The 21,842-nt window shown below is 61.9% G+C and carries 25 protein-coding genes and 1 pseudogene; all 26 read right to left on the bottom strand.

Features of this window, described 5'->3' with window-relative positions:
• Nucleotides 1-74 precede the first annotated feature (74 nt).
• Nucleotides 75-566 (bottom strand): cytochrome c maturation protein CcmE, encoded by a 492-nt coding sequence (gene ccmE / locus KI797_RS06030; protein ID WP_043129054.1) that lies wholly within the window; start codon nt 564-566, stop codon nt 75-77.
• Nucleotides 563-769 carry a heme exporter protein CcmD gene (gene ccmD / locus KI797_RS06025; RefSeq protein ID WP_025326268.1) on the bottom strand — a complete coding sequence of 69 codons (207 nt, stop codon included), beginning with the start codon at nt 767-769 and terminating at the stop codon, nt 563-565. Before ccmD ends, ccmE begins: the two co-directional genes overlap by 4 nt.
• 2 nt (nt 770-771) lie before the next feature.
• Complete coding sequence (locus tag KI797_RS06020) at nt 772-1,512, bottom strand: heme ABC transporter permease (protein WP_005333032.1); 741 nt, start codon at nt 1,510-1,512, stop codon at nt 772-774.
• Nucleotides 1,513-1,677: 165 nt separating this feature from the next.
• A complete protein-coding gene (ccmB, locus tag KI797_RS06015) occupies nt 1,678-2,346 on the bottom strand; it encodes a heme exporter protein CcmB (RefSeq protein ID WP_043129052.1) in 669 nt (222 codons plus the stop codon).
• Between the two features lie 2 nt (nt 2,347-2,348).
• Nucleotides 2,349-2,984, bottom strand: coding sequence for a cytochrome c biogenesis heme-transporting ATPase CcmA (gene ccmA, locus KI797_RS06010; RefSeq protein WP_042648455.1), 636 nt, complete (start codon nt 2,982-2,984; stop codon nt 2,349-2,351).
• A gap of 221 nt (nt 2,985-3,205) precedes the next feature.
• Nucleotides 3,206-3,592: a DUF2802 domain-containing protein gene (locus KI797_RS06005; RefSeq protein ID WP_042648456.1), complete on the bottom strand. Its 387-nt coding sequence runs from the start codon at nt 3,590-3,592 to the stop codon at nt 3,206-3,208.
• 94 nt (nt 3,593-3,686) lie between these two features.
• A complete protein-coding gene (locus KI797_RS06000; RefSeq protein WP_005333026.1) occupies nt 3,687-4,175 on the bottom strand; it encodes a chemotaxis protein CheW in 489 nt (162 codons plus the stop codon).
• Nucleotides 4,176-4,244: 69 nt separating this feature from the next.
• Nucleotides 4,245-5,105, bottom strand: a complete 861-nt coding sequence (locus KI797_RS05995) for a chemotaxis protein CheW (protein WP_226172008.1) — start codon at nt 5,103-5,105, stop codon at nt 4,245-4,247.
• Nucleotides 5,102-5,896, bottom strand: a complete 795-nt coding sequence (locus KI797_RS05990) for a ParA family protein (protein ID WP_042648458.1) — start codon at nt 5,894-5,896, stop codon at nt 5,102-5,104. Before KI797_RS05990 ends, KI797_RS05995 begins: the two co-directional genes overlap by 4 nt.
• Before the next feature lie 4 nt (nt 5,897-5,900).
• Complete coding sequence (locus tag KI797_RS05985; protein WP_042648459.1) at nt 5,901-6,809, bottom strand: flagellar motor protein MotB; 909 nt, start codon at nt 6,807-6,809, stop codon at nt 5,901-5,903.
• 2 nt (nt 6,810-6,811) lie between these two features.
• Entirely contained in the window at nt 6,812-7,549 is a 738-nt protein-coding gene (locus tag KI797_RS05980; RefSeq protein ID WP_042648460.1) for a flagellar motor protein, read from the bottom strand.
• A gap of 2 nt (nt 7,550-7,551) precedes the next feature.
• Entirely contained in the window at nt 7,552-8,667 is a 1,116-nt protein-coding gene (locus tag KI797_RS05975; protein ID WP_042648461.1) for a protein-glutamate methylesterase/protein-glutamine glutaminase, read from the bottom strand.
• A 31-nt stretch (nt 8,668-8,698) separates the two neighbouring features.
• Nucleotides 8,699-10,834: a chemotaxis protein CheA gene (locus KI797_RS05970; protein WP_214006112.1), complete on the bottom strand. Its 2,136-nt coding sequence runs from the start codon at nt 10,832-10,834 to the stop codon at nt 8,699-8,701.
• A gap of 11 nt (nt 10,835-10,845) precedes the next feature.
• Entirely contained in the window at nt 10,846-11,586 is a 741-nt protein-coding gene (locus tag KI797_RS05965; RefSeq protein ID WP_025326257.1) for a protein phosphatase CheZ, read from the bottom strand.
• 12 nt (nt 11,587-11,598) lie between these two features.
• Nucleotides 11,599-11,970, bottom strand: a complete 372-nt coding sequence (cheY, locus tag KI797_RS05960) for a chemotaxis response regulator CheY (protein WP_425266319.1) — start codon at nt 11,968-11,970, stop codon at nt 11,599-11,601.
• A 123-nt stretch (nt 11,971-12,093) separates the two neighbouring features.
• Complete coding sequence (locus tag KI797_RS05955; protein WP_025326255.1) at nt 12,094-12,813, bottom strand: RNA polymerase sigma factor FliA; 720 nt, start codon at nt 12,811-12,813, stop codon at nt 12,094-12,096.
• A complete protein-coding gene (locus KI797_RS05950; RefSeq protein WP_025326254.1) occupies nt 12,806-13,681 on the bottom strand; it encodes a MinD/ParA family protein in 876 nt (291 codons plus the stop codon). The genes KI797_RS05955 and KI797_RS05950 overlap by 8 nt, the downstream gene beginning before the upstream one ends.
• A gap of 1 nt (nt 13,682) precedes the next feature.
• Entirely contained in the window at nt 13,683-15,182 is a 1,500-nt protein-coding gene (gene flhF, locus KI797_RS05945; protein ID WP_226172005.1) for a flagellar biosynthesis protein FlhF, read from the bottom strand.
• Between the two features lie 16 nt (nt 15,183-15,198).
• The gene (gene flhA / locus KI797_RS05940) at nt 15,199-17,301 is read right to left on the bottom strand and encodes a flagellar biosynthesis protein FlhA (RefSeq protein WP_182788213.1); all 2,103 of its coding nucleotides are present in this window, start codon (nt 17,299-17,301) and stop codon (nt 15,199-15,201) included.
• Nucleotides 17,302-17,692: 391 nt separating this feature from the next.
• Nucleotides 17,693-18,823, bottom strand: a complete 1,131-nt coding sequence (flhB, locus tag KI797_RS05935) for a flagellar biosynthesis protein FlhB (protein WP_042650090.1) — start codon at nt 18,821-18,823, stop codon at nt 17,693-17,695.
• Nucleotides 18,816-19,007, bottom strand: a complete 192-nt coding sequence (locus KI797_RS05930) for a hypothetical protein (protein WP_171268715.1) — start codon at nt 19,005-19,007, stop codon at nt 18,816-18,818. Before KI797_RS05930 ends, flhB begins: the two co-directional genes overlap by 8 nt.
• Nucleotides 19,000-19,797: a flagellar biosynthetic protein FliR gene (gene fliR, locus KI797_RS05925; RefSeq protein WP_043129034.1), complete on the bottom strand. Its 798-nt coding sequence runs from the start codon at nt 19,795-19,797 to the stop codon at nt 19,000-19,002. The genes KI797_RS05930 and fliR overlap by 8 nt, the downstream gene beginning before the upstream one ends.
• Before the next feature lie 70 nt (nt 19,798-19,867).
• Nucleotides 19,868-20,137, bottom strand: coding sequence for a flagellar biosynthesis protein FliQ (gene fliQ, locus KI797_RS05920; RefSeq protein WP_010673927.1), 270 nt, complete (start codon nt 20,135-20,137; stop codon nt 19,868-19,870).
• A 27-nt stretch (nt 20,138-20,164) separates the two neighbouring features.
• Nucleotides 20,165-21,040: pseudogene (gene fliP, locus KI797_RS05915) on the bottom strand (flagellar type III secretion system pore protein FliP).
• A complete protein-coding gene (gene fliO / locus KI797_RS05910) occupies nt 21,027-21,401 on the bottom strand; it encodes a flagellar biosynthetic protein FliO (protein WP_226172002.1) in 375 nt (124 codons plus the stop codon). The pseudogene fliP and the gene fliO overlap by 14 nt, the downstream one beginning before the upstream one ends.
• Complete coding sequence (gene fliN, locus KI797_RS05905; RefSeq protein ID WP_042650085.1) at nt 21,398-21,793, bottom strand: flagellar motor switch protein FliN; 396 nt, start codon at nt 21,791-21,793, stop codon at nt 21,398-21,400. Before fliN ends, fliO begins: the two co-directional genes overlap by 4 nt.
• Nucleotides 21,794-21,842: the final 49 nt, after the last annotated feature.

The raw sequence follows: 21,842 nt of genomic DNA, 5'->3' as shown, positions 1-21,842 counted from the left end.
TCCTTTCGATTGCACGATGAGACATACCGATTCGGCGGCGACACGAGGTGAACACAGGGTCAAGGCTGCCGGGATCATTGCTTGGCCCCTTGCAACTGTGCCTCGGTATATTCGGGCTTGAAGTGCATACCATTGGTGGCGTCGGCCACTTCCGGCGGCATGTAGTTCTCGTCGTGCTTGGCCAGCACCTCGAAAGCGGCCACAGTGGTGGCATCCTTGAGGGAGCCCTGGGCGACGATGCCCTGCCCTTCCCGGAACAGATCCGGCAGGATGCCATCGAACTCCACCGTCACCAGATGGCCACCGTTGTCCACCAGCTTGAAGGACACCTGGAGGCTCTTGGGATCCCGCTCGACCGAGCCCGGCACCACCAGGCCGCCGATGCGCAGGCGCTGCCCCTCTTCCGGCTTGATCTTGTCCGGTCCCTTGCCTTCCACCAGCTCGCTCGGGGTATAGAAGAGATCGATGTTCTGGCTGAGGGCATAGAGCACCAGGCCGATCACGCTGGCGAGGCCCAGGCTGATGGCCAGAATGATGGTGAGGCGTTTCTTGCGTCTCGGGTTCATAGGGTGTTCTCCATCTGCTGGGCCGCCTTGCGACGGGCCTCGCGGGCCTGCTTGTTGCGCAATTCACCGAGCAGGTTGCGGGTTTTCAACCGGGTGGAAATGACGATGCCGACCAGGCAGAGCGCGGTCAGACCGAAAGAGAGCCAGACGTAGAAGGCGTAACCGCCCATGGCCATGAAGTCGCTGAATGAGGCAAAGTGCATGCTTACTTCTCCTGGCTGGCGATGTCGGCGACCCAGGGACGATGCCACTCCCGCATCAGGAGTTCATTCCTGAAACGCATCAGGGTCAGGGCCCCGAGGAAGGCCGCAAACGCCAATATCATGATGAGCAAGGGCCACAGCATCTCGGGGGAGATGGAGGGCTTGTCAAACTTGGTGATGGAGGCGCCCTGATGCAGGGTGTTCCACCACTCCACCGAGTAGTGAATGATGGGCAGGTTGATCACCCCCACCAGCGCCAGGATGCCGGCGGCGCGACCCGCCACCACCTTGTCGCTGAAGGCGTTGTACAGCGCGATGACGCCAAGATAGAGAAACAGCAGGATGAGCTCGGAGGTGAGGCGCGCATCCCACACCCACCAGGTGCCCCACATGGGCTTGCCCCAAGCGGCGCCGGTAAACAGCGCGATGAAGGTGAACACGGCGCCCACCGGGGCGATGGCCGCCACCGTCATGTCCGCCATGCGCAGTTGCCACACCAGCCCGATGAAGGCCGCCACCGCCATGGTTGAGTAGGCCCCCATGGAGAGGATGGCGGCAGGCACGTGGATGTAGATGATCCTGAAAGAGTCTCCCTGCTGATAATCGGCGGGGGCAAAGGCCAGCCCCCAGACCGTGCCTATGATGAAGGCAAGCAGGCTTGTCACGACAAACCAGGGCAGCAGGGTGCCGGCCAGCCCATAGGCGCGCTCGGGTTTGGCATAAGGGTGCAACCATTTCCACATAGCTCACGGAACCTTTCAGTTATTAATTTTTAAGTGGCGAGGGCTACCATACCCACCGGCGGGAAACATCATATCCCCCCAAAGCAATAAGCAGCCATCCCCTTGATCTATCTCAATTATATTCTTCACAAAACAGCCTCAAAAGAAGCTTTTTTTGATAATCAATCAATTGACGCTGACCCGCAGTGCCGCCGAGATGGCCAGGGGCGTCAGGGTCAGGGCCCCCGCCAGCATGGCCCCCAGGATCGCGAGCTGGCCCCCGTAGGGCAACCCCATGCTCGCCGCATCGATGGCGGAGGTGGCGAAGATCAGCACCGGGATATAGAGCGGCAGCAGCAGCAGGCTGAGCAGCACCCCCCCCTTGCGCAGCCCCGCCGTCAGTGCCACCCCGACCGCCCCGAGCAGGCTCAGCACCGGGGTGCCCAGCGCCAGGGTTGCCACCACGGCCAGATAGGTCCTGATGTCCAGGGAGAGCAGGATGGCGAGCAGCGGGGAGACCAGCAGCAGCGGCAGGCCGGTCAGCAACCAGTGAGCGATCACTTTCGCCAGCGCCAGCAACCCGAGGGGATGGGGCATCAGCATCATCTGCTCCAGGGCGCCGTCGCTGAAATCATCGCGAAACAGCCGCTCCAGGGAGAGCATGGCAGCCAGCAGGGCCGCCACCCAGATGATACCGGGGGCAATGCGGGCCAGCAGCTGGGGCTCGGGCCCGATGCCGAGCGGAAACAGGGTGATGACGATGAGGAAGAACCAGAGCGGATTGAAGATGTCGGCACGCTGGCGCAGGGCCATCAGCAACTCGCGGTGAATAAGGTGGATTACGGCGCGCAGCATGGCTACTCCTGCAACAACGAGGTCAGCGACAGTGTCTTCAGGCGCCCCTGCATCAGGGTCAAGTCCTGATGGGTGGTGAGAACCACCATGCCGCCGCGATCCGCGTGAGTCAGGAACAGCCGCTCCAGCACCTTGACCCCCTGCTTGTCGATGGCGGTAAAGGGCTCGTCCAGGATCCAGAGCGCCGGGCGCTCCGACAGCCAGAGCCTGGCCAGCGCCACCCGCCGCTGCTGCCCGGCCGAGAGCTGGCCCGCGGGATAATCCTCGAAACCGGCGAGGCCGACCTGGGCCAGCACCTGCCAGAGATCCACGTCGCCCTCGGCCGTGCCGTGCAGCTTCTGATAGAAGGAGAGGTTCTCGAGGGGGGTCAGGGTCGCCTTGACGCCGGGCTGATGGCCCAGGTAGAGCAGGCTGGCATGGTACTCATCCCGGCAATGGCGGATGTTCTCCCCGTTCCAGCACACCTCCCCCGCGAAGGGTTGGGAGAGGCCGGTCAGCAGACGGAGCAGGCTGGTCTTGCCCACCCCGTTGGGGCCTTCAATCTGCATCAGATCGCCCGAACGCACCGCGAAGGAGAGATGTTCAAACAGGGTGCGATCTTCACGCACGCAGCTCAGATTGTTGGCTTGAAGCAGCATGGGGATGTAATCGTTGAAAATGAGGCGGCCTGCATCTTAACACAGGATCCGGAGGCGTCTTTTCAAAGATGCCAATAATCAACAGGATTTGTGGGGGAGATCGCGCACCGGCAGAAGAAGATGTGGCAGGGGGAAACTGGAGTGACCAGGCACGGGCAGAGGGAGGGGTGGCAGGGAAGAGCGGGGCGGCCAGTGCCTCCCCTCTCGATCTGAAGCAGGGGTCAGGTGCGCCCCTTGCGCAGGGAGATCAGCAACTCGGCTTCGGCCTGGGGCAACTCGCATTCGCTCATCACCTCGTCGAGATCGGCGCCAAGCTCCACCATCTTGGCGGCGCGGCTGTAGAGGCGGCGCTCCGGATCCTGCAGGGTCAACTCCTGCTGGCTATCCTGGATCTTCTGCATGGCCCCTTCGGCGGATTGCAGGCGCTGACCCATGCCGATGGCACCGGTATGCAGCTCCATCATCTGCTTGCGCAGACTCTCGAGTTGCCCCTGCAGCGTCTCCATCCTGGCCTCGGACTCTCGCTGACGGCGGCGGTGACCCAGAATACCGTAGAGGGCCAGCACCAGCGCCAACAAGGACAACCCCAAGGCTGCTAATTCAATCATCAAACTGTCACCTTCCTCATCACAGGGTCCCGCTCGGCGTCAAGGTGCCGCGGGCAAATCCGGGACCGCTGTTGTATCACTTTTTGACGCGCCGTTACAGGGAGCCGATATCGTCCCACTCTTCGTCGGAGAGCAGCTTGTTGAGATCCACCAGGATCAGCAGCTGACCGTCGCGGTTGCTCACACCCTGGATGAACTTGGCGCTCTCCTCGGTGCCCACTGCCGGGGCAGCGTCGATCTCGGAGGAGCGCAGATAGACCACCTCGGCCACGCTGTCCACCATGATGCCGATCACCTGCTTCTCCGCCTCAATGATGACGATGCGCGAATTCTCGCTCACATCCCCGGCCGGCAGGCCGAAGCGGGAGCGAGTGTCGATGACGGTCACCACGTTGCCACGCAGGTTGATGATGCCCAGCACATAGTCTGGCGCACCCGGTACCGGGGCTATCTCGGTGTAGCGCAACACCTCCTGGACCTGCATCACGTTGATGCCATAGGTCTCGTTTTCCAACTGGAAGGTCACCCACTGCAGCACTTCGTCCTCGGCCAGATTCTGTGCAATATTGCGCTTCTCTGTCATCTTCTTGATCCTTGTATGAACCCGTCAACGGGTAAAATTAGCAATAAAACCATGGCGGTGCCGATGTTGTCAGCGGCCTTCAATGTTCACGCCTCGGCCAAGGAGCACCAAGAGCTCCCTGACGTGCAGCAGGGCACACATCTTCTCCTTGACCATGCCCGCCAGCCAGGGGCGTTTCCCCTCCTGATGGCGCCACTTCACCTGATCCCGATGCAGCAGTTCGGTGCCCTTCAACTGATGACAAGCCAGTCCCCAGGGTGATTCCCCCAGCATAATCAGATATTTGTACTCGTCTATCTCCAGATGCTGGCCCGGCATGACCCACTGGGCCGTGTCGACCACGTTCATCTTCTGCTCCCGGGAGGTCATGATCCCCTTGTACCAGCCCGGCTGGCCGAACAGGGAGGTCACCTCCCCCAGCTGGTGAATGCCGCCGAGCTCGGTCAGGGGTACCGCGAAGGTCACCCCGGCCACGTCGAAGAAGAGCGCCTGAAACTCGTTGCCGGTATCCAGGTTTTCCCAGGCCGCAGGGGCAGGCTCAGGTTCCGCCGCCAGCGCGGGTTCGGCCAGTGCCAGGGCGACGGGCTCGGCGATCACCGGGATCACCTCGGGCGTCACCAGGGCCACCTCGACTGGCTCGGGCTCCGCCTCGACCTCGAGCTGGAAGGGCTCGACATGCACCTCCTCATGGCTCAGGACATCCATCTCATCCTGCACCTGGCTCACCTGGGCGAGCAGCTCGCTCAGTTGCGCCAGTCGGTTGTCAGCCTCCAGATAGGGGGCGGCGGTCAATTCCGGCAAGACAGCAGGCTGACGCTGCAGCGCCGGGGCCGGCGGCTCGTCGTCCGGTCCTTCCCGCAGCAGGGCGTCATCGAGCAGCAGGGAGTGGAAATAGTCATCCATGGCCCGAACCTGGGTGGTCTCTCTCATGGCTTCACCTCCTGGGTCCGTTGACGCTCCAGCGCATCGAGATGGTTGAGCAGGGTCTCGTAGGCATAGGTGCCACGGCTGCCCGGTGCATAGATGGACGGGGGGATGTGCAGCAGGCTGGCATCCCGGAATTTGGTGTCGATGGGAATGACCGCATTCCACACCGCCTCCCCATACTGCTCCTTGATGGATTGCAGCGTCATCAGCGACGCCCGGGTACGCTTGTCGAACATGGTCGGGATCACGGTATAGCGGAACTTGTCCCGCTTGGATCGCTGCATGATCTCGAAGGTCTTCATCATCCGCTCCAGCCCCTTCAAGGCCAAAAACTCGGTCTGCACCGGCACCAGGATGCGATCGCAGGCCGCCAGCGCGTTCACCATCATCACCCCCAGCACCGGCGGGCAGTCGATGAGCACATAGTCATACTGATCCTGCACCCTGAGCAGGGCACGCTTGAGCACCAGCCCCATGCCTTCCCGGTTGCCCATGACCCTGTCCAGGGTCGCCAGGGTAATGGAGGCGGGCAGCAGGTGGATGTTCTCGAACTTGGTCTTGAGGGTCATCCGGTTGACCAGCTCGGCACTGGGCTTGGCCGCCTGGAACAGCTCGTAGAGGGTGCCCTCCAGCCGGTCCGAGTCAAAATCAAAATAAGAGGTCAGGGAGGCATGGGGATCGGTGTCGATCAGCAGTACCCGCTGGCCACGCTGGGCCAGAATGCCCGCCAGGGAGACGACCGTGGTGGTTTTACCGACTCCACCCTTCTGATTGGCAACCGTCCAAACAATCACTGTATCAATCCTGCCTTGTTGTTATGCGTATGCCACCACCGGGCAGCGTCACCACTCTGACGTTCTCGCTGTCGACGCTCTGTGGCGCGGCCGATGCCGGCGTCGCCGTCAGGGGTTTGGCGGGGGACGCCGGCACCCAGGCGAATCTGGAGATGGCGACCACGACCTTGCGATTCTGTAATCGCCCCTGCTCGCTGCCGTTGTCGGCGAAGGGGGAGAACTCCCCATAGGCCTCATAGGCGAGCCGCTCGGGGGCGATGCCCTTGACCACCAGGGCGCCGAGCACAGCCTCGGCGCGGGCGGCAGACAGGGTCCAGTTGGAGCGAAACATTTCGTTGTTGATCGGCTGGTTATCCGTGTAACCCCGCACCCTGACATAGTTATCGACCGGTTTCAGAATACCTGAAAGCGTATCGAGCACCGGGGCCGCATTGCTCCCCAGAAAGGCGCTGCCGCTGCGAAACAGCAGGCCGGAACTCAGCTCCACCGTCAGCCAGTTGTCATCCTTCGCCAGCTTGACCACGCCGGCCTCCACCAGGGCGCCCATGGCCTCCTGCAACTGCAGATCGATCGTGGCAAGGGCCGTGCCATCTTGCTGGATCGGGGTACCCGTGATAGGAGCGAGCGAAGGCGACGGGGAGGCCTGGCTCTCCAGCAGAGAAGACGCCGCCGACACCGGATGGTTAAGCAGGGAGTTGCCCTGCCCCTCCAGCAAGCCGTCGCTACGCGGAACCTGGTTGAATGCCTGGGTCATGCCCTCGATGACGGCGCGGTACTGCTCCTTGTTGACGATGGCTACGGAGTAGAGCACCACGAAGAGGGCGAAGATGAGCGTCATGTAATCGGCATAGGAGACCAGCCAGCGATCGAGATGTTCTCGCCCTTGCAGGTGCAAACGATAGCGCTTGCGCATGGCTATTCCCCTTTCAGATACGCCCGTAGCCGCCGTTCAACCTGCTGGCCATTCTCCCCGTGGGCGATGGCCAGCAACCCTTCCAGCGTCATCTCCTGATAGAGACCGTGGTGGTAGTGGAATGCCCGCAGGCGATTCGCTATCGGCAGATAGAGGAGGTTGGCAAAGCCCACCCCGTAGATGGTCGCGACGAAGGCGATGGCGATGCCGGCGCCCAGGGTGCCCGGCTCTTCCAGGTGAAACATGGCCTGGATGAGGCCTATCACGGCCCCTATGATGCCTATGGTCGGGCTGTAGCCCCCCATGGCCTCGAACACCCTGGCAGCGTGCTCGTTGCGCTCCTGTTCGATGTCGATATCCGCCTCCAGCAGGCGGCGGATATCGTCGATGGAGACCCCGTCCACTATCATGGTGAGGCCCTGGCGGGTGAAGGGATCGCTCTCCTCTTCGGCCTGGTTCTCCAGCGCCAGCAACCCCTGCTGGCGCGCAAACTGGGCCCAAGCCTGCAGGCGTTCGGCCTGTTGCACCAGATCCCGCTGTGGCGGAAACAGCATCCAGCGGGCTTGGGCGAGTGCGGCCAGCATGTACTTGCGGGGCGTCTGCAGGATGACGGCACCCCAGGTGCCCCCGACCACGATGACGAAGGCCGGGCCATCCAGCAGGGTCAGCAGGCTGCCACCGTGCCACCACTGGGCGACGGCCACGGCAGCCAGCGCCAGCACCAGGCCGAACATGCCCATGGTCAGCGACCCAACTCGACCAGGATGCGCTGGGCAACCCTGTCCAGCGGCAGGGATTCGCTGGCGATGCCCGCCTTGGCAACCGCCTGGGGCATGCCGTAGACCACGCAGGAGGCTTCATCCTGCGCCCAGATGGTGGCGCCCTGATCCTTGAGCAGACGCGCCCCGTCCCTGCCATCGGCCCCCATGCCGGTCAACACGATGGCGAGCACCTTGTCGCCGTAGATTTTGGCGGCCGAGGCGAAGGTGATGTCGACACAGGGCTTGTAGTTGACCTTGTCATTGCCCTCGATGATGCGAAGACGAGCACCGGGCCCACGCCCTTCCAGCAGCATCTGCTTGCCACCGGGGGCGAGATAGGCGTGACCAGGCCTCAGCACGTCACCGTCCTCTGCCTCCTTGACCCCGATCTGGCACAAGCCGTTGAGACGGGCGGCGAAGGCCGCGGTGAAGGTGGCCGGCATATGCTGGATTAACAAAATCGGATGGGGGAAATCTCCCGGCAGCTTGGTCAGCACATTCTGCAGCGCCACCGGACCGCCGGTGGAGGTGCCGATGGCCACCAACTGATAGCTCTTGCCGCTGCGCTTGAAGCTGGCGGGGGCTGCGGCGGCGCGGACCGGTTCTGGCTGGCGCTCAAGAGGACGTGCCAGGGCAGCACCGAGGGCGGGACGCACCGCGGGCTCCGGCGCCCGGGGTCTGGTGGCCGCCATCAGGAAGCGCTTGCGGGCAATCTCCCTGACGCGCTGTTGCAGCAGCTTGACCGCCTCATCCTTGTCACGGGCGATGTCTTCAAACTTCTTGGGCAGAAAATCGAGGGCGCCGGCATCCAGTGCATCCAGGGTCGCCTTGGCCCCCTCATGGGTCAGCGAGGAGAACATCAATATGGGGGTCGGACACTTGGCCATGATCTCGCGCACGGCGCTGATGCCGTCTAGCACCGGCATTTCGATGTCCATGGTGATGACGTCAGGCCGCAACTGCAGCGCCTTGTCTACCGCTTCCCGGCCGTTCTGGGCCGTGTCGATCACCGTCATCAGAGGGTCCTGATTGATGATCTCGCTGACCCGGCGACGGAAGAAACTCGAATCGTCGACCACTAATACCTTGACTGCCATTGTTATTCTTTTAACTCCTTGAGCCAGCCGCTCAGTGGCGGCGGGCATAAGCCTTGAGCAGGCTGGGCACGTCCAGGATGAGGGCGATGCCGCCATCGCTGGTGATGGTGGCGCCGGCCATGCCGGGGGTCCCTTGCAGCAGATTGTCCAGAGGCTTGATCACCACCTCTTCCTGACCGATGAGGTTGTCCACCACGAAGCCCACCTGCTGGGTGCCGATCTGGACGATGACCACATGGCCTGTGTCCTGACGGGCCGTCTTGCCGGCACCACGGACCAGCCACTTGTGCAGGTAGAACAGCGGGATCGCCTTGTCGCGCACTATGATGGTGAGCTGGCCGTCCACCACGTTGGCCTTCTTCAGATCCAGGTGGAAGATTTCGTTCACGCAGCCCAGCGGCAGGGCAAAGGTCTGTTCACCCACTTCCACCATCAGGGTCGGCAGTATGGCCAGGGTCAGGGGCACCTTGATCTCGAGGCGGGTGCCCTTGCCCCAGGTCGAATCGATGTGCACCGAGCCATTGAGGCTGACGATGCTGGTTTTCACCACATCCATGCCGACGCCACGGCCGGAGATGTCGGAGATCTCGGACTTGGTGGAGAAACCGGGGGCGAAGATCAGGTTGTAGGCATCGTTGTCGCTCATGCGCGCCGCGCTGTCGGCATCGAGCACACCACGGCTGATGGCGATGGCTTTGAGCTTCTCCGGATCCATGCCAGCGCCGTCATCTTCGATGCAGAGCAGGATATGGTCACCCTGCTGGGAGGCGCTCAGGGTGATGGTGCCCTGACGGGGCTTGCCCGCCTTTTCCCGCACGTCTGGCATCTCGACCCCGTGATCGCAGGAGTTGCGCACCAGGTGAACCAGGGGATCGGCCAGGGCCTCTACCAGGTTCTTGTCGAGATCCGTCTCTTCACCCACCATCACCAGCTCGATATCTTTCTTGAGGGTGCGGGCGAGATCGCGCACGACGCGAGGGAAGCGGCCGAAGACTTTCTTGATAGGTTGCATGCGGGTCTTCATGACCGCGCCCTGCAGATCAGCGGTCACCACATCCAGGTTGGCCACCGCCTTGGACATCTCTTCGTCATTGCTGGCGATGCCGAGGCTCACCAGGCGGTTTCGCACCAGCACTAGTTCCCCCACCATGTTCATGATGACGTCCAGGGTCTTGGTATCCACCCGCACCGTGGTGTCGTTTTGCACCGCACTGCTCTCGGGGGCCGCCTGCTTGGCAGGGGCGGGTGCCGGGGCCGGTTTGGCCGGCGCAGGGGCGGGTTTGGCGGGGGCGGCGCTGGCCGCGACCGGCGCCTTGGGCGGGGTCACAGGCGCGGCGGGAGCCTTGGGCTCGGGAGCCGGTGCAGCCACCATGCTGTGCTGCGGCGCCTGGCCACGGCCATGTAATTCATCCAGCAGGCGTTCGAACTCGTCGTCGTCGATGAGCTCGTCCACCTCTTTTTGTACCGATTGCAGCGGGGAAAGATCCGGGGCACCGCCGTGTTGGCCCTGGCCGTGCAGCTGATCGAGCAAGGCCTCGAACTCATCGTCCGTGATGTCGCCCGAGCCGCTCAACACGGGGGCGGCAGACACCGTCGGCGCCTTGCCGGCACCGTGCAGTTCATCCAGCAGGCGCTCGAATTCGTCGGCGGAGATCTCGTCGATGGAGCCGCCACCGTTGACGGCAACAGGCGCACTCTCGGCGACGATGACGGGTTCGGGCTCGGGTTCTGGCTGCTGCGGGGCGGCAACGCTGGCGGTACGCAGTTGCTCCTGCCCTTCGGGTTTGCACAACTCGTGCAGATCGTGCAGCAGATCGGCAGAGGCCGGGCTGGTCGGCTCCCGGTTCTGCACCTGGGCAAACATGACGTTGATGGCATCAAGGGCCTGCAAAATGACATCCATCAGCTCGGCACTGAGGGTTCGCTTGCCGTTGCGCAGCATGTCGAACAGGTTCTCGGCACCGTGGCAGACGTCCACCAGCTCGGTCAGGGAGAGGAAACCCGCTCCCCCCTTGACGGTGTGGAAGCCGCGAAAGATGGCATTCAACAGATTCTTGTCATCGGGCCGCTTTTCCAAGTCGACCAGTTGTTCAGACAACTGTTCCAATATTTCTGATGCTTCGACCAAAAAGTCTTGCAGTATGTCTTCATCAACTTCGAAGGCCATGCGTCACTCCATTAGAATCCCAGGCTAGACAGCAGATCGTCCACATCATCTTGACCATTGACCACATCGGACCTTGTCTGCGGGTTCATGATGGGGCCTTCTGCCTCGATGCCGCTCGCTGGCAGGCTGCGCGCCGAATTCTCGATGACGGCCTCACCAAACATGGTCAGCATCTCTATCAACTTTGTTTCAACTTCCTGCACCAGCTTGATCACCTTGCGGATCATCTGACCGGTCAAGTCCTGGAAATCCTGAGCCATCAGGATTTCAGTCAGCAGTTGTCGTAACTTATCGGCATCCGTCTCCGAAGCCTTAATAAAATCATTCAGTTGATGGCAGAGTGCCTTGAACTGGCCCAGTTCAAGATCCCGGCTCATCAAGGCATTCCAATTGGGCATCACCAGCTGAATGTTGTCATTGAGCCGATCGGCGATGGGAAGGCTGGCCTCTACCGCATCCATTGTGCGATTGGCCGCCTTGTCCGTCATGTCGATGACATAGCTGAGACGCTCCCGGGCATCCGGGATCTCGTGGGTGGCCAGGTCGGGGATCCTGGGATCCAGGCGAAAATCTTGCAGTGAGTTGTGTAACTGACGGGTCAGCTGCCCCACCTTGTCAAACAGGGCCGCCGCATTGGGGGCGCACACATCGGCGAGGATGGTATCGGCCTGTTCAAACTCTTCTCGCTCCAGGTGGGCAACCAGCATCCTTGCCTGTTCAAGCGAGATCATGGCACTCGTTTTGGCCTTCATCCCTGCCGCTCCTTAGCCGATTCGTTCAAAGATCTTGTCGAGCTTCTCTTTGAGGGTGGCGGCAGTGAACGGCTTGACGATATAACCATTGACCCCGGCCTGGGCGGCTTCGATGATCTGCTCGCGCTTGGCTTCCGCAGTCACCATCAGTACCGGCAGGTGCTTGAGTTTGTCATCGAGACGGATCGCCTTGAGCAGGTCGATACCCTGCATGCCGGGCATGTTCCAGTCGGTGACCACGAATTGATAATCGCCGTTTTTCAACATCGGCAGGGCCGTGTTGCCATCGTCTGCTTCATGGGTATTGTTATATCCCAGGTCACGCAGCAAGTTCTTGATAATCCGGCGCATCGTTGAAAAATCGTCGACGATGAGGATTTTCATGTTCTTGTCCAAAATTCCCTCCTAAATAGCCGCCAAAACGGCTCACTTACATGATGCAGATCGCAGGTTTTATGGTGCGGATTATGCCTTAGAGTTGCGTTCCAGTGTAGCCAGTACAACCACTTATAAATTCCAATCTCTCAGACGGGCCCGCAGCCTGTGCATGGCCTGGCTGTGGATCTGGCTCACCCGAGACTCGCTGACGCTCAGGACTTCCCCGATTTCACGCAAGTTCAGCTCTTCGTCGTAATACAGTGACAGCACCAGGGCTTCCCGTTCGGGCAGGCGGGCGATGTGCTCGGCCAGGGCGCCCTGGAAGCGCTCGGCCGCCAGATCGTCGAAGCCGCCGTGACCGCTGGCGTCATCGGGATGCCCTATCACATCCTCGCTGACCCCGAGATCCTCGATGCCGATGATCTTGCCGCAGGAGACATCCTGCAGCATGGCATGGTATTCACCCAGGGAGACCCCCATGTTGGCGGCCACCTCGGTGTCTCTGGCATCCCGGCCATGGGCCTGCTCCACGTTCTCGATCGCCTCGGCGATGGCACGGCTGTTGCGATGCACCGAGCGGGGCACCCAGTCCCCGCGGCGGATCTCGTCGAGCATGGCGCCGCGGATGCGGATGCCGGCATAGGTTTCAAAGCTGGCGCCCTTGCTGCCGTCAAAGTTGCGGGAGGCTTCGAGCAGCCCAATCATACCTGCCTGGATCAGGTCATCCAGCAAGACACTGCTTGGCAGGCGAGCCAATAAATGCTGGGCAATCCGCTTGACCAGGGGAGCGTGACGCTCCACCAGCACGTAGGAATCCTGATGACGCAAGTATGCTTGGGCTTTATTCACGGGAGTCTTCCTGTGCTATGACCGGCTTTTGCAATAAATTTTCCAGGAAAAATTCGAGGTGTCCCCCCGGTTGGTTCGGGATGGGCCAGCTCGCCGCCTTGTTCGCCAGGGCACGGAATGCCAGGGAGGCGGGCGACTTGGGGAACGCCTCGACGATCAGCTTCTGCTTGCGCACCGCGGCCCGCAGGTTGGTGTCGTAAGGCACGCAGGCCACCAGCTCGAGGGAGGTGTCCAAGAAGCGGTCGGTGACCCGGGTCAACTTGGCGAAGAGCTCCTGTCCCTCGCGCAGGGAGCGCACCATGTTGGCCACCACCTTGAAGCGGAACACCCCGTGATCCTTGGAGAGGATCTTGATGAGGGCATAGGCATCCGTGATGGAGGTAGGCTCGTCGCAGACCACCACCATGATGTCCTGGGCCGCACGGGTGAAGCTCAGCACCATGTCGGAGATCCCCGCCGCCGTGTCCACCAGCAGCACGTCTACCTGGGTCTTCATCTCGCTGAAGGCGCGAATGAGCTCGGCATGTTGCACCGGCGACAGCTCGACCATGGACTGGGTGCCCGAGGTGGCCGGCACTATCATCATGCCGTAGGGCCCCTCGACGATGATGTCGTCTATGGTGCACTCCCCGGCCAGCACATGGGAGAGGTTGCGGTGCACCCGCAGCCCCAGCATGACGTCGACGTTGGCCAGACCCAGGTCGGCATCCAGCACCAACACCCGCTTGCCCTGGGCGGCCATGGCGCCAGCCACGTTCAGGGTCACGTTGGTCTTGCCAACGCCCCCCTTGCCTCCAGACACGGCGATCACTTTCACTCGATTGTTTTGACGCATTTTGCGCAGACCACTCGCCTGATCCATATACATGTTACTCATAAAACTCCGAATCTTCGGCCTCGCCAAAACCTGAACCCCAGAAGTAAGGGTCTTCTGTTTCCCGCTCCAGCGAGCCCATGGCCGCGCCGACCAGCAGCGCCGCATTGGCAACTTGAATATCTTCCGGCACCCGCTGTCCATCGGTGATGTAGCTGATGGGCAGGGCGTTCTGGATGCATACGTTAATCACTTCACCCAGATTCAGGCTCTCGTCGAGCTTGGTCAGGATGCAACCGGAGAGCGGAATGCGCCGGAAGTGATCCACCGCCTCCTGCATCACCCGGCGCTGGGAGGTGGCGGACATCACCAGGTAGCTGCGAATGCGCACCTTGGCATTCTTCACCAGGGTGTCGAGCTGCTCGGTCAGGCGGATATCCCGCTGCCCTACCCCGGCGGTGTCGATAAGCACCAACCGGCGGTGACGGAACTGATAGAGCGCATTGGCCAGCTCTTCGGCGTCCCGCACCTGGCGCACCGGGCAACCCATGATGCGACCATAGGTCTGCAACTGTTCGTGGGCCCCGATCCTGTAGTTGTCCGTGGTGATGAGGGCCACCTGCTCGGCGCCGTACTTCATGGCAAACCGAGCCGCCAGCTTGGCGATGGTGGTGGTCTTGCCGACCCCGGTCGGGCCGAGCAGGGCCACGGCGCCGCCCTGGCGCAAGATGTCGTCTTCGCTGATCTTGAGCTGGGCCGTCAGCACCTCGGCCAGCTGGGCCATGGCCTGATGGATGGGCATGTCTTCCGGGATAAGTCCGGCGAGCTGATCGGCGAAGGCATCGTCGAACCCCATCTTCTTGAGTTCCTTGATGAGCAGCGCCCGCATCGGCTCGCGGCGCTCCACCTCCTGCCACATCAGACCGGAGATCTGGTGCTCCAGCAGCTTGCGGATGCTGGCCATCTCCTTGCGCATCCCCTCCATCTCCTGATCCCGCTGGGGGGCCTGGGCGGCACGGGGGCCGGGGGCAGGACGCGCCTTCGGCTTGGCGGGCTCGGGGGCGGCCCCCCACTGGCCCTGTTCGGCCAGGGTTCTGGGGGCGCTGCCGGCCGCAGCCAGCCCGGCGGACTGGGTGCCGGCACCGCCATTGGCGGGCCAGGAGGCAGCGGCAGGACTACCGTTGCCCGTCCCATTGGCAGACCATGACCCCGGGGCGGCATTGCCGCCCGCCGGGTTGGCCGGGTTGAGCTTCTGCTGGCGTGCCAGCAGGGCCGCCAGGGTATCGGCATAGTATTCGTTCTGCTCCTTGGGGGGAGCCGAGCGCGTCATCTGCTTGCCCGCAGACGAGATATTGACGCTCTCATCGTTCAACTGACGGCGAACCGGCGCATCTTTAGGTCCAGGCACCTGGGACTGATAATCGACGGCCGCGACTATCTCCACCCCACCGGTGACCTTTTTGTTGGACATGATGACGGCATCCGGCCCGAGAGTCTCCTTGACCTCGGCCAGCGCCGTGCGCATGTCTTTGGCAAAAAACCGCTTAATCTTCACCCGTCATCTCCGCTAACTAGCCCTGTCCCACCGCACTGACGATGCGGATCTGCTTGTCATCAGGCACTTCCTGATAAGACAGGACGCGTAATCCAGGAATGGCATTCTTGACAAATTTCGCCAGGGTATTGCGCAATATCCCCGATGTCAGAAGCACGGCCGGCTGGCCTTCCAGTTCTTGTCGTTGAGTGGCTTCCACCAGGGAGCGCTGCATCCGCTCCGCCAGTCCCGGTTCGATACCGGCGCCATCTCCCCCACCTGCTTGCAGGGATTGATGCAATATGCGTTCCAGTTCTGGTGAAAGGGTGATCACCGGCAGTTCGGGCTCTGGGCCGGCAATCTCCTGCACGATCAGCCTGCGCAGAGCGATACGGCAGGCGGCGGTCAGCACTTCCGGGTCAGGACTGCGTGGTGCATATTCCACGAGGGTCTGCAGGATAGTGCGCATATCGCGAATTGGCACGCCTTCATTGAGGAGATTTTGCAATACCTTCACCAGGTTGCCCATGCTGATCACCTCGGGAACCAACCCTTCCACCAGCTTGCTCTGATGCTTCCCTATCATGTCCAACAACTGCTGCACCTCGTCGTGACCCAGCAGCAAGGCGGCATGGTTGGAGAGGATCTGGCTCAGGTGGGTGGCCACTACGGTGGCCGCGTCCACTACGGTATAGCCAAGGGTCTGGGCCTGGGAGACCTGATCCTTGGCGACCCAGACCGCCTCCAGCCCGAACGCGGGATCCTGGGTCGCGATGCCCTGGATCTGGCCAAACACCTGGCCCGGGTTGATGGCCATCTCCTTGTCGTGATAGACGGTGGCCTCGCCGGTGCTCACCCCCATCAGGGTGATGCGGTACTGGTTGGGGGCGAGATCCAGGTTGTCGCGGATGTGCACCGCAGGCACCAGGAAGCCGAACTCCTGGGAGAGCTTCTTGCGCACCCCCTTGATCCGGTTGAGCAGCTCGCCCCCCTGGTTCTTGTCCACCAGCGGGATGAGCTGATAGCCCACTTCCAGACCGATGATGTCCACCGGCATCACGTCGTCCCAGCTCAGGTCCTTCGGCTCGAGCGGGGCATCGCCCTGGGCCGGCAGGAGTTCACCGCTCGCCACCCTGGCCTTGTTCAGTTTCTCCCGACGCAGCAACCACCAGGCTCCGGCCGCCGCCACCGCTCCCAGGCTCAGGAAAGCCAGGTGGGGCATGCCGGGCACGCTGCCCATCATCAGCAGGATGCCAGCGGAGATCACCAGCGCCTTGGGGTTCTCGAACAGCTGGCCGAGTACCGCCGTGCCCATGTCCTGATCGGTATTTTGGCGGGTGACTATGATGGCCGCGGCAATGGAGAGCAGCAGGGACGGGATCTGGGCCACCAGGCCGTCACCGATGGCGAGCAGGGTGTAGATCTGGGCCGCTTCACCGAAGCTGAGCTGGTGCTGCATCATGCCGATGATGAAGCCACCGATGATGTTGATGAAGAGGATCATGATGCCGGCAATGGCATCCCCCTTCACGAATTTGGAGGCACCGTCCATGGAGCCGTAGAAGTCCGCTTCCTGGGTCACGTCCTGACGGCGCTTCTTGGCCTCTTCCTGGTTGATGAGGCCGGCGTTCAAGTCCGCATCGATGGCCATCTGCTTGCCGGGCATGGCATCCAGGGTGAAGCGGGCGCTCACCTCGGAGATCCGGCCCGCACCCTTGGTGACCACCACGAAGTTGATGATCACCAGGATCATGAAGACGATGATGCCCACCGCATAGTTGCCGCCGATGACCACGTTGCCGAAGGCCTCGATCACATGGCCCGCCGCCGCGCTGCCGTTGTGGCCTTCCAGCAGCACCACCCGGGTGGAGGCGACGTTGAGGGCGAGCCGCAGCAGGGTCGCTATCAGCAGGACGGTAGGGAAAGCGGCAAACTCCAGCGGCCGGCGGGTATAGACGGCCACCAGCAGCACCACGATGGAGAGGGCGATGTTGAAGGAGAAGAGGATATCCAGCATCAGCGGCGGTATGGGGAGTACCACCATGCCGAGGGAGGCGAGCACCAGCAACGGGGTCCCGATCCCCTTGCTGAGCAACCATCTGTACTCTTTGAAACGGCTCACTCCAGCCTTGAATCCCATCGTTCTTCTCGATTTACCACTGCCGATGCCGAACTAAAGCAAATATCAAGCCAATTACCCAACCAGTTGATCTATATAAATTTTATTTTGATGCTGTCAGAAGTCCGTCGGAGGACACGTTCGGGTAGCTTGATGGGCAGCGAGGTGTTGCCAGCAAATCCCGCTGGAATGGGCAGCGCCATGGTGATCAGTGTGGGGAATAGCGAGCCGATCCATGGCAAACGGGGCGGGAGCGAGGCTAGATGCAATATTCCGGTGGCACAGTGGACTGCTCCCTGGCAACGGGAGCTGTCAACGCCTCAGAGCACAGACTACTTGCGATAGTCCGGTGGCACAGTGGACAAATCCCTGGCGATCATGGGTAACCAGCCACCCTCAGCTGAACACCAAACTACTTGCGATATTCCGGCGGAATGGGCAGATCCCTTGCGACCGGAGTCGGGCGGCGGCCACGGCCACGGCGGAACTTCTTGAGCTGATAGACGTAGGCCAGCACCTGGGCCACGGCGGCAAACAGCCCCTCGGGGATCTCCTGACCAATCTCGGTGGCGTGGTAGATGGCCCGGGTCAGCGGCGGCGAGGACATCACGGGGATGTCGTATTCCCGCGCTATCTCCCGGATCTTCATCGCCACCTCGTCCACCCCCTTGGCCAGTACCTTGGGGGCGGCACCGGGTTTGCCCGCGTCGTACTTCAGGGCCACCGAGTAGTGGGTCGGGTTGGTGATGATGACGTCCGCCTTGGGCACATCCCCCATCATTCGGCGCATCGCCATCTGCATCTGCAACTGGCGTATCCGTCCCTTGACCTCGGGCTTGCCCTCGCTGTCCTTGAACTCGTCCTTGATCTCCTGCTTGGTCATCTTGAGCTGGCGATTGTGGTTCCAGGTCTGGAACGGCACGTCGATGGCAACGATGGGGATCAGGGCGCAGCAGAGGATGATCAGCATCCACAGCAGCAGGTCCAGCGCATCGATGATGCCGCCGGGGAAGCCCTCGAGGGAGAGATTGAGCAAATGATTGAACTGGCTCGACAGCATCCACCAGGCGAACAGGCTAATGAACACCACCTTGGCGATGGACTTGACGAGCTCCACCAGAGACTGCACCCCAAACATCCTTTTCAAACCACTCAAGGGGCTCAGCTTGCTCCATTTGGGCAACATGGCCTCGGAGGAGAAGTTCATCCCCCCGAGCAGGGTGTTGCCCACGAAGGCGGCTATGGTCACCAGCAGGAACAGCAGGCCGAGAGGTTGCAGCAGCTCCCACAGCAGGGTGGGCAGCATGACCCCCATGGCGTTGGGGTCGAAGGCCTGATCCCGGTCCAGGGTAAAGCCCATGGTGAGCACCTTGACCATGGCACCCGCCAGACTCTCCTTGATCATCAGCAAGCCGAACACGGTCGCCAGCAGGACGCTGGCGGTTCCCAGCTCCTTGGAGCGTGCAATCTGCCCTTTTTCCCGGGCCTGTTGCAGTCGTTTGCCCGTGGGTTGTTCTGTGCGTTCCTGATCGGTATCAGCCATGCTGACCCCCGACTGACTGGCCGCTGTCGATCAGCCAGCCAATAGCATGGCCTGGTTGTTCGGTGCCGTTGACCTGATCGGTATCAATGAGATGCAGTCCCCCGACTGACTGGACGTTGTCGATCAGCCAGCCGATAGCATGGGCTGGTTGTTTGGTGCCGTTGACCCGATCGGTATCAACCATTCTGCCCCCCCAGGCATTGGACCTGGATAAGCTCGCAGCTGGTCTCCTGCACCCGCTCCCAGAGGGCGTCGAAGTGCCCCATGAAGCCGCCTATGGTGAGCCAGAGGATGAAGAGGCCCGACATCATGCTGACCGCAAAGCCGATGCTGAAGATGTTGAGCTGGGGGGCCGCCCGGGTCATGACCCCGAACGCGAAGTTGATGAGCAGCAAGGCTATGATGGCCGACAGCGCCATCACCAGGGAGGCCTGGTACATGACCCCAAGGAAGCTCACCAGGCTGCGGATGGCGGGCAGGCTGAGCCCGCTGTCCGAGACCGGCAGGGTCTCGAAGCTCAGCACCACCATCCTGATCATCAGGAGGTGCCCATCCACCGCCAGGAACACCAGGGTCGCCAGCATCAGGTAGAACTGGCCCACCACGGGGGCAGACTGGCCGTTCATGGGATCCACCAGGGTGGCGAAGCCCAGACTGGTCTGCATGGCGATGATCTGGCCCGCCATCACGAAGCTTTCCAGCAGAAACTGGGTCATGAGGCCGAGCGCTATGCCGATGAGCAGCTGCTGCCCCAGCACCAGGAAGCTGCCGACGGAGAACAGCTCCACCTTGGGCATGGGGGGCAGCAGGGGGGCGATGATGAAGGTGATGGCGAGCGCCAGCCCCATGCGAACGTTCGCAGGAGCAAGCCGGCTGCCGAACACCGCCATCACCATCAGCAGGCTGCTCACCCGGGCAAGCGGCCAGAGCACGGACGCCAGCCACTCCATGATCACCGCAGTGGTATAGCTCATGCCGCCACTCCGGGAGCCATGGGACGGGTCGTCATCGGCAGCCTGACGGTCGCTAATGCCGACATAGGCATCAGCCGACCACCTCGGGGATCTGGCTCACCATCAGCTGGAAGAAGTCCATCAGGCTCTGCAAGCCCCAGTGGGCGCCGGCCCCCAGGGCCAGCAGGGTGACCACGAGACGGGGCAGGAAGCTCAGGGTCTGTTCGTTGATGGAAGTGGCGGCCTGAAAGATGGCGACCACCAGCCCCACCATCAGGCTCGGCAGGATCACGGCGCACACCATGATGGTCACCAGCCAGAGCGCTTCACGGAATACGTCGACAAAGGTTTCCGGACTCATCTTATCGGCTCCTTTCCATTGACCGGCTTACCCCGCCCCCAGCCCGAAGCTGGTGGCCAGGGAGCCCAGGATCAGGTTCCAGCCATCCACCATGACGAACAGCATCAGCTTGAACGGCAGGGAGACCAGGATTGGAGGACAACATCATCACCCAGCCCCCAACCCAAAGCTGGTCGCGAGCGACCCCAGGATCAGGTTCCAACCATCCACCATGACGAACAGCATCAGCTTGAACGGCAATGAGACCAGCATAGGCGACAGCATCATCATCCCCATGGCCATCAGTATGCTCGCCACCACCAGATCGATGACCAGGAAGGGCAGAAACAGCATGAAGCCTATCTGGAACGCGGTCTTGAGCTCGCTGGTGACGAAGGCCGGGATCAGCACCCGCAGCGGCACATCCGCCGGCTCGGCCACCTGCACGTTCGCTATCTCCATGAAGGTGTTGAGATCCTTGACCCGGGTCTGGGCCAGCATGAACTGGTGGATGGGCAGCTCGGCCTTCTCCAGCGCCTCCTTGGGCCCTATGGTCTCCGCCAGATAGGGCTGCAGCGCCTCCTCGTTGATGCGATCCAGCACCGGGGACATGATGAAGAAGGACATGAAGAGGGCGATGCCGATCAGCACCTGGTTGGACGGGCTCTGCTGCAGGCCTATGGCCTGTCTGAGGATGCCGAGCACCACGATGATCCGGGTGAAGGAGGTCATCATGATGACAATGGCCGGCAGGAAGGAGAGCGCGGTCATCAGCGCCAGCACCTGCAGGGTCAGGCTGTACTCCTGACTGCCATCCGCCATGGTCTTGACGGTCAGCGCCGACATGCCGTCCTGGGCCATCGCCAGGGGCGACAGCAGCACGGCCAGCAGGCTCAGCAACCCGATCCAGTTAACTTTTTTCATGCTTGCCCATCAATTTGCCAAGCTGCTGGGAGAACGCCTGGGGCTGACGCTCGTCCAGGGGCTCTTCCAGGCGATAGAGGAAGTTGACCTGCTGCGGCGTCACCCCGATGAGCAGCTGTTGATCGCCCACCTTGACCACCATCAGCTTCTCCTTGTACCCGAGCGGCAGAGTGGCGATGACCTTCATCTGGCCTCCCCCCATCACCTGCGTGAGCTTGCTCTTCTTGAGCAGGAAACCCAGCACCAGGATGAGGCCGATCACCATCAGGCTGGAGAGCAGCCAGGAGGTGATACTGGGGGGATTGGCCCCCTCTGCCAACGCTGGGGCGGCGAACAGTATCAGAGCGAGAGCACGGATCATTTGAGTTTCTTAATACGCTCTATCTGGCTGATGACGTCGGTCAACCGAATCCCGAACTTGTCATTGACCACCACCACCTCGCCGTGGGCGATCAGGGTGCCGTTGACCAGCACGTCCAGGGGTTCGCCCGCCACCCGATCCAGCTCCACGACAGAACCCTGGTTCAGCTGCAGCAGGTTGCGGATGCTGATCTGGCTGCGCCCCACTTCCATGGCGATGGTTACCGGGATGTCCAGAATGGTGTCCAGCTTGCGCCGCTCCTCGGCACTGATGGGGGCGTCGTCTCTCAGCTCTTCCAGGGGGGCGGGCTTGGCCTCGGCCGTCACCTGCTCTTCCAGCGCGGCAGCCCAGGCGTCAGCCATCAGATCCTGCTCGTCATCGGTTCCGCTCATCTTCACTTCCTCATGCTGCTTCTTGACCCAGGTCGCAGGCGACGGGTCT

The organism is Aeromonas media, from assembly GCF_020423125.1.
Classification (GTDB): Bacteria; Pseudomonadota; Gammaproteobacteria; order Enterobacterales; family Aeromonadaceae; genus Aeromonas; species Aeromonas media.
The sequence above is the reverse complement of the archived record's forward strand: the minus strand, read 5'-3'. Positions and strand labels throughout refer to the sequence as shown.

Bases quoted from the DNA above. Each gene is read 5' to 3' on its own strand.
- flhB (WP_042650090.1), bottom strand. From the start codon at position 18,823: ATGGCTGATACCGATCAGGAACGCACAGAACAACCCACGGGCAAACGA.
- fliR (WP_043129034.1), bottom strand. From the start codon at position 19,797: ATGAGCTATACCACTGCGGTGATCATGGAGTGGCTGGCGTCCGTGCTC.
- KI797_RS05930 (WP_171268715.1), bottom strand. From the start codon at position 19,007: ATGGTTGATACCGATCGGGTCAACGGCACCAAACAACCAGCCCATGCT.
- ccmB (WP_043129052.1), bottom strand. From the start codon at position 2,346: ATGCTGCGCGCCGTAATCCACCTTATTCACCGCGAGTTGCTGATGGCC.
- KI797_RS05995 (WP_226172008.1), bottom strand. From the start codon at position 5,105: ATGAGAGAGACCACCCAGGTTCGGGCCATGGATGACTATTTCCACTCC.
- KI797_RS05975 (WP_042648461.1), bottom strand. From the start codon at position 8,667: ATGGCAGTCAAGGTATTAGTGGTCGACGATTCGAGTTTCTTCCGTCGC.
- KI797_RS05950 (WP_025326254.1), bottom strand. From the start codon at position 13,681: ATGTATATGGATCAGGCGAGTGGTCTGCGCAAAATGCGTCAAAACAAT.
- KI797_RS05965 (WP_025326257.1), bottom strand. From the start codon at position 11,586: ATGAAGGCCAAAACGAGTGCCATGATCTCGCTTGAACAGGCAAGGATG.
- cheY (WP_425266319.1), bottom strand. From the start codon at position 11,970: ATGAAAATCCTCATCGTCGACGATTTTTCAACGATGCGCCGGATTATC.
- ccmA (WP_042648455.1), bottom strand. From the start codon at position 2,984: ATGCTGCTTCAAGCCAACAATCTGAGCTGCGTGCGTGAAGATCGCACC.
- fliO (WP_226172002.1), bottom strand. From the start codon at position 21,401: ATGATCCGTGCTCTCGCTCTGATACTGTTCGCCGCCCCAGCGTTGGCA.
- ccmE (WP_043129054.1), bottom strand. From the start codon at position 566: ATGAACCCGAGACGCAAGAAACGCCTCACCATCATTCTGGCCATCAGC.
- KI797_RS05985 (WP_042648459.1), bottom strand. From the start codon at position 6,809: ATGCGCAAGCGCTATCGTTTGCACCTGCAAGGGCGAGAACATCTCGAT.
- KI797_RS06000 (WP_005333026.1), bottom strand. From the start codon at position 4,175: ATGACAGAGAAGCGCAATATTGCACAGAATCTGGCCGAGGACGAAGTG.
- flhA (WP_182788213.1), bottom strand. From the start codon at position 17,301: ATGGGATTCAAGGCTGGAGTGAGCCGTTTCAAAGAGTACAGATGGTTG.
- KI797_RS06020 (WP_005333032.1), bottom strand. From the start codon at position 1,512: ATGTGGAAATGGTTGCACCCTTATGCCAAACCCGAGCGCGCCTATGGG.
- fliN (WP_042650085.1), bottom strand. From the start codon at position 21,793: ATGAGCGGAACCGATGACGAGCAGGATCTGATGGCTGACGCCTGGGCT.
- fliQ (WP_010673927.1), bottom strand. From the start codon at position 20,137: ATGAGTCCGGAAACCTTTGTCGACGTATTCCGTGAAGCGCTCTGGCTG.
- KI797_RS05980 (WP_042648460.1), bottom strand. From the start codon at position 7,549: ATGGGCATGTTCGGCCTGGTGCTGGCGCTGGCTGCCGTGGCCGTCGCC.
- KI797_RS05970 (WP_214006112.1), bottom strand. From the start codon at position 10,834: ATGGCCTTCGAAGTTGATGAAGACATACTGCAAGACTTTTTGGTCGAA.
- KI797_RS06005 (WP_042648456.1), bottom strand. From the start codon at position 3,592: ATGATTGAATTAGCAGCCTTGGGGTTGTCCTTGTTGGCGCTGGTGCTG.
- ccmD (WP_025326268.1), bottom strand. From the start codon at position 769: ATGCACTTTGCCTCATTCAGCGACTTCATGGCCATGGGCGGTTACGCC.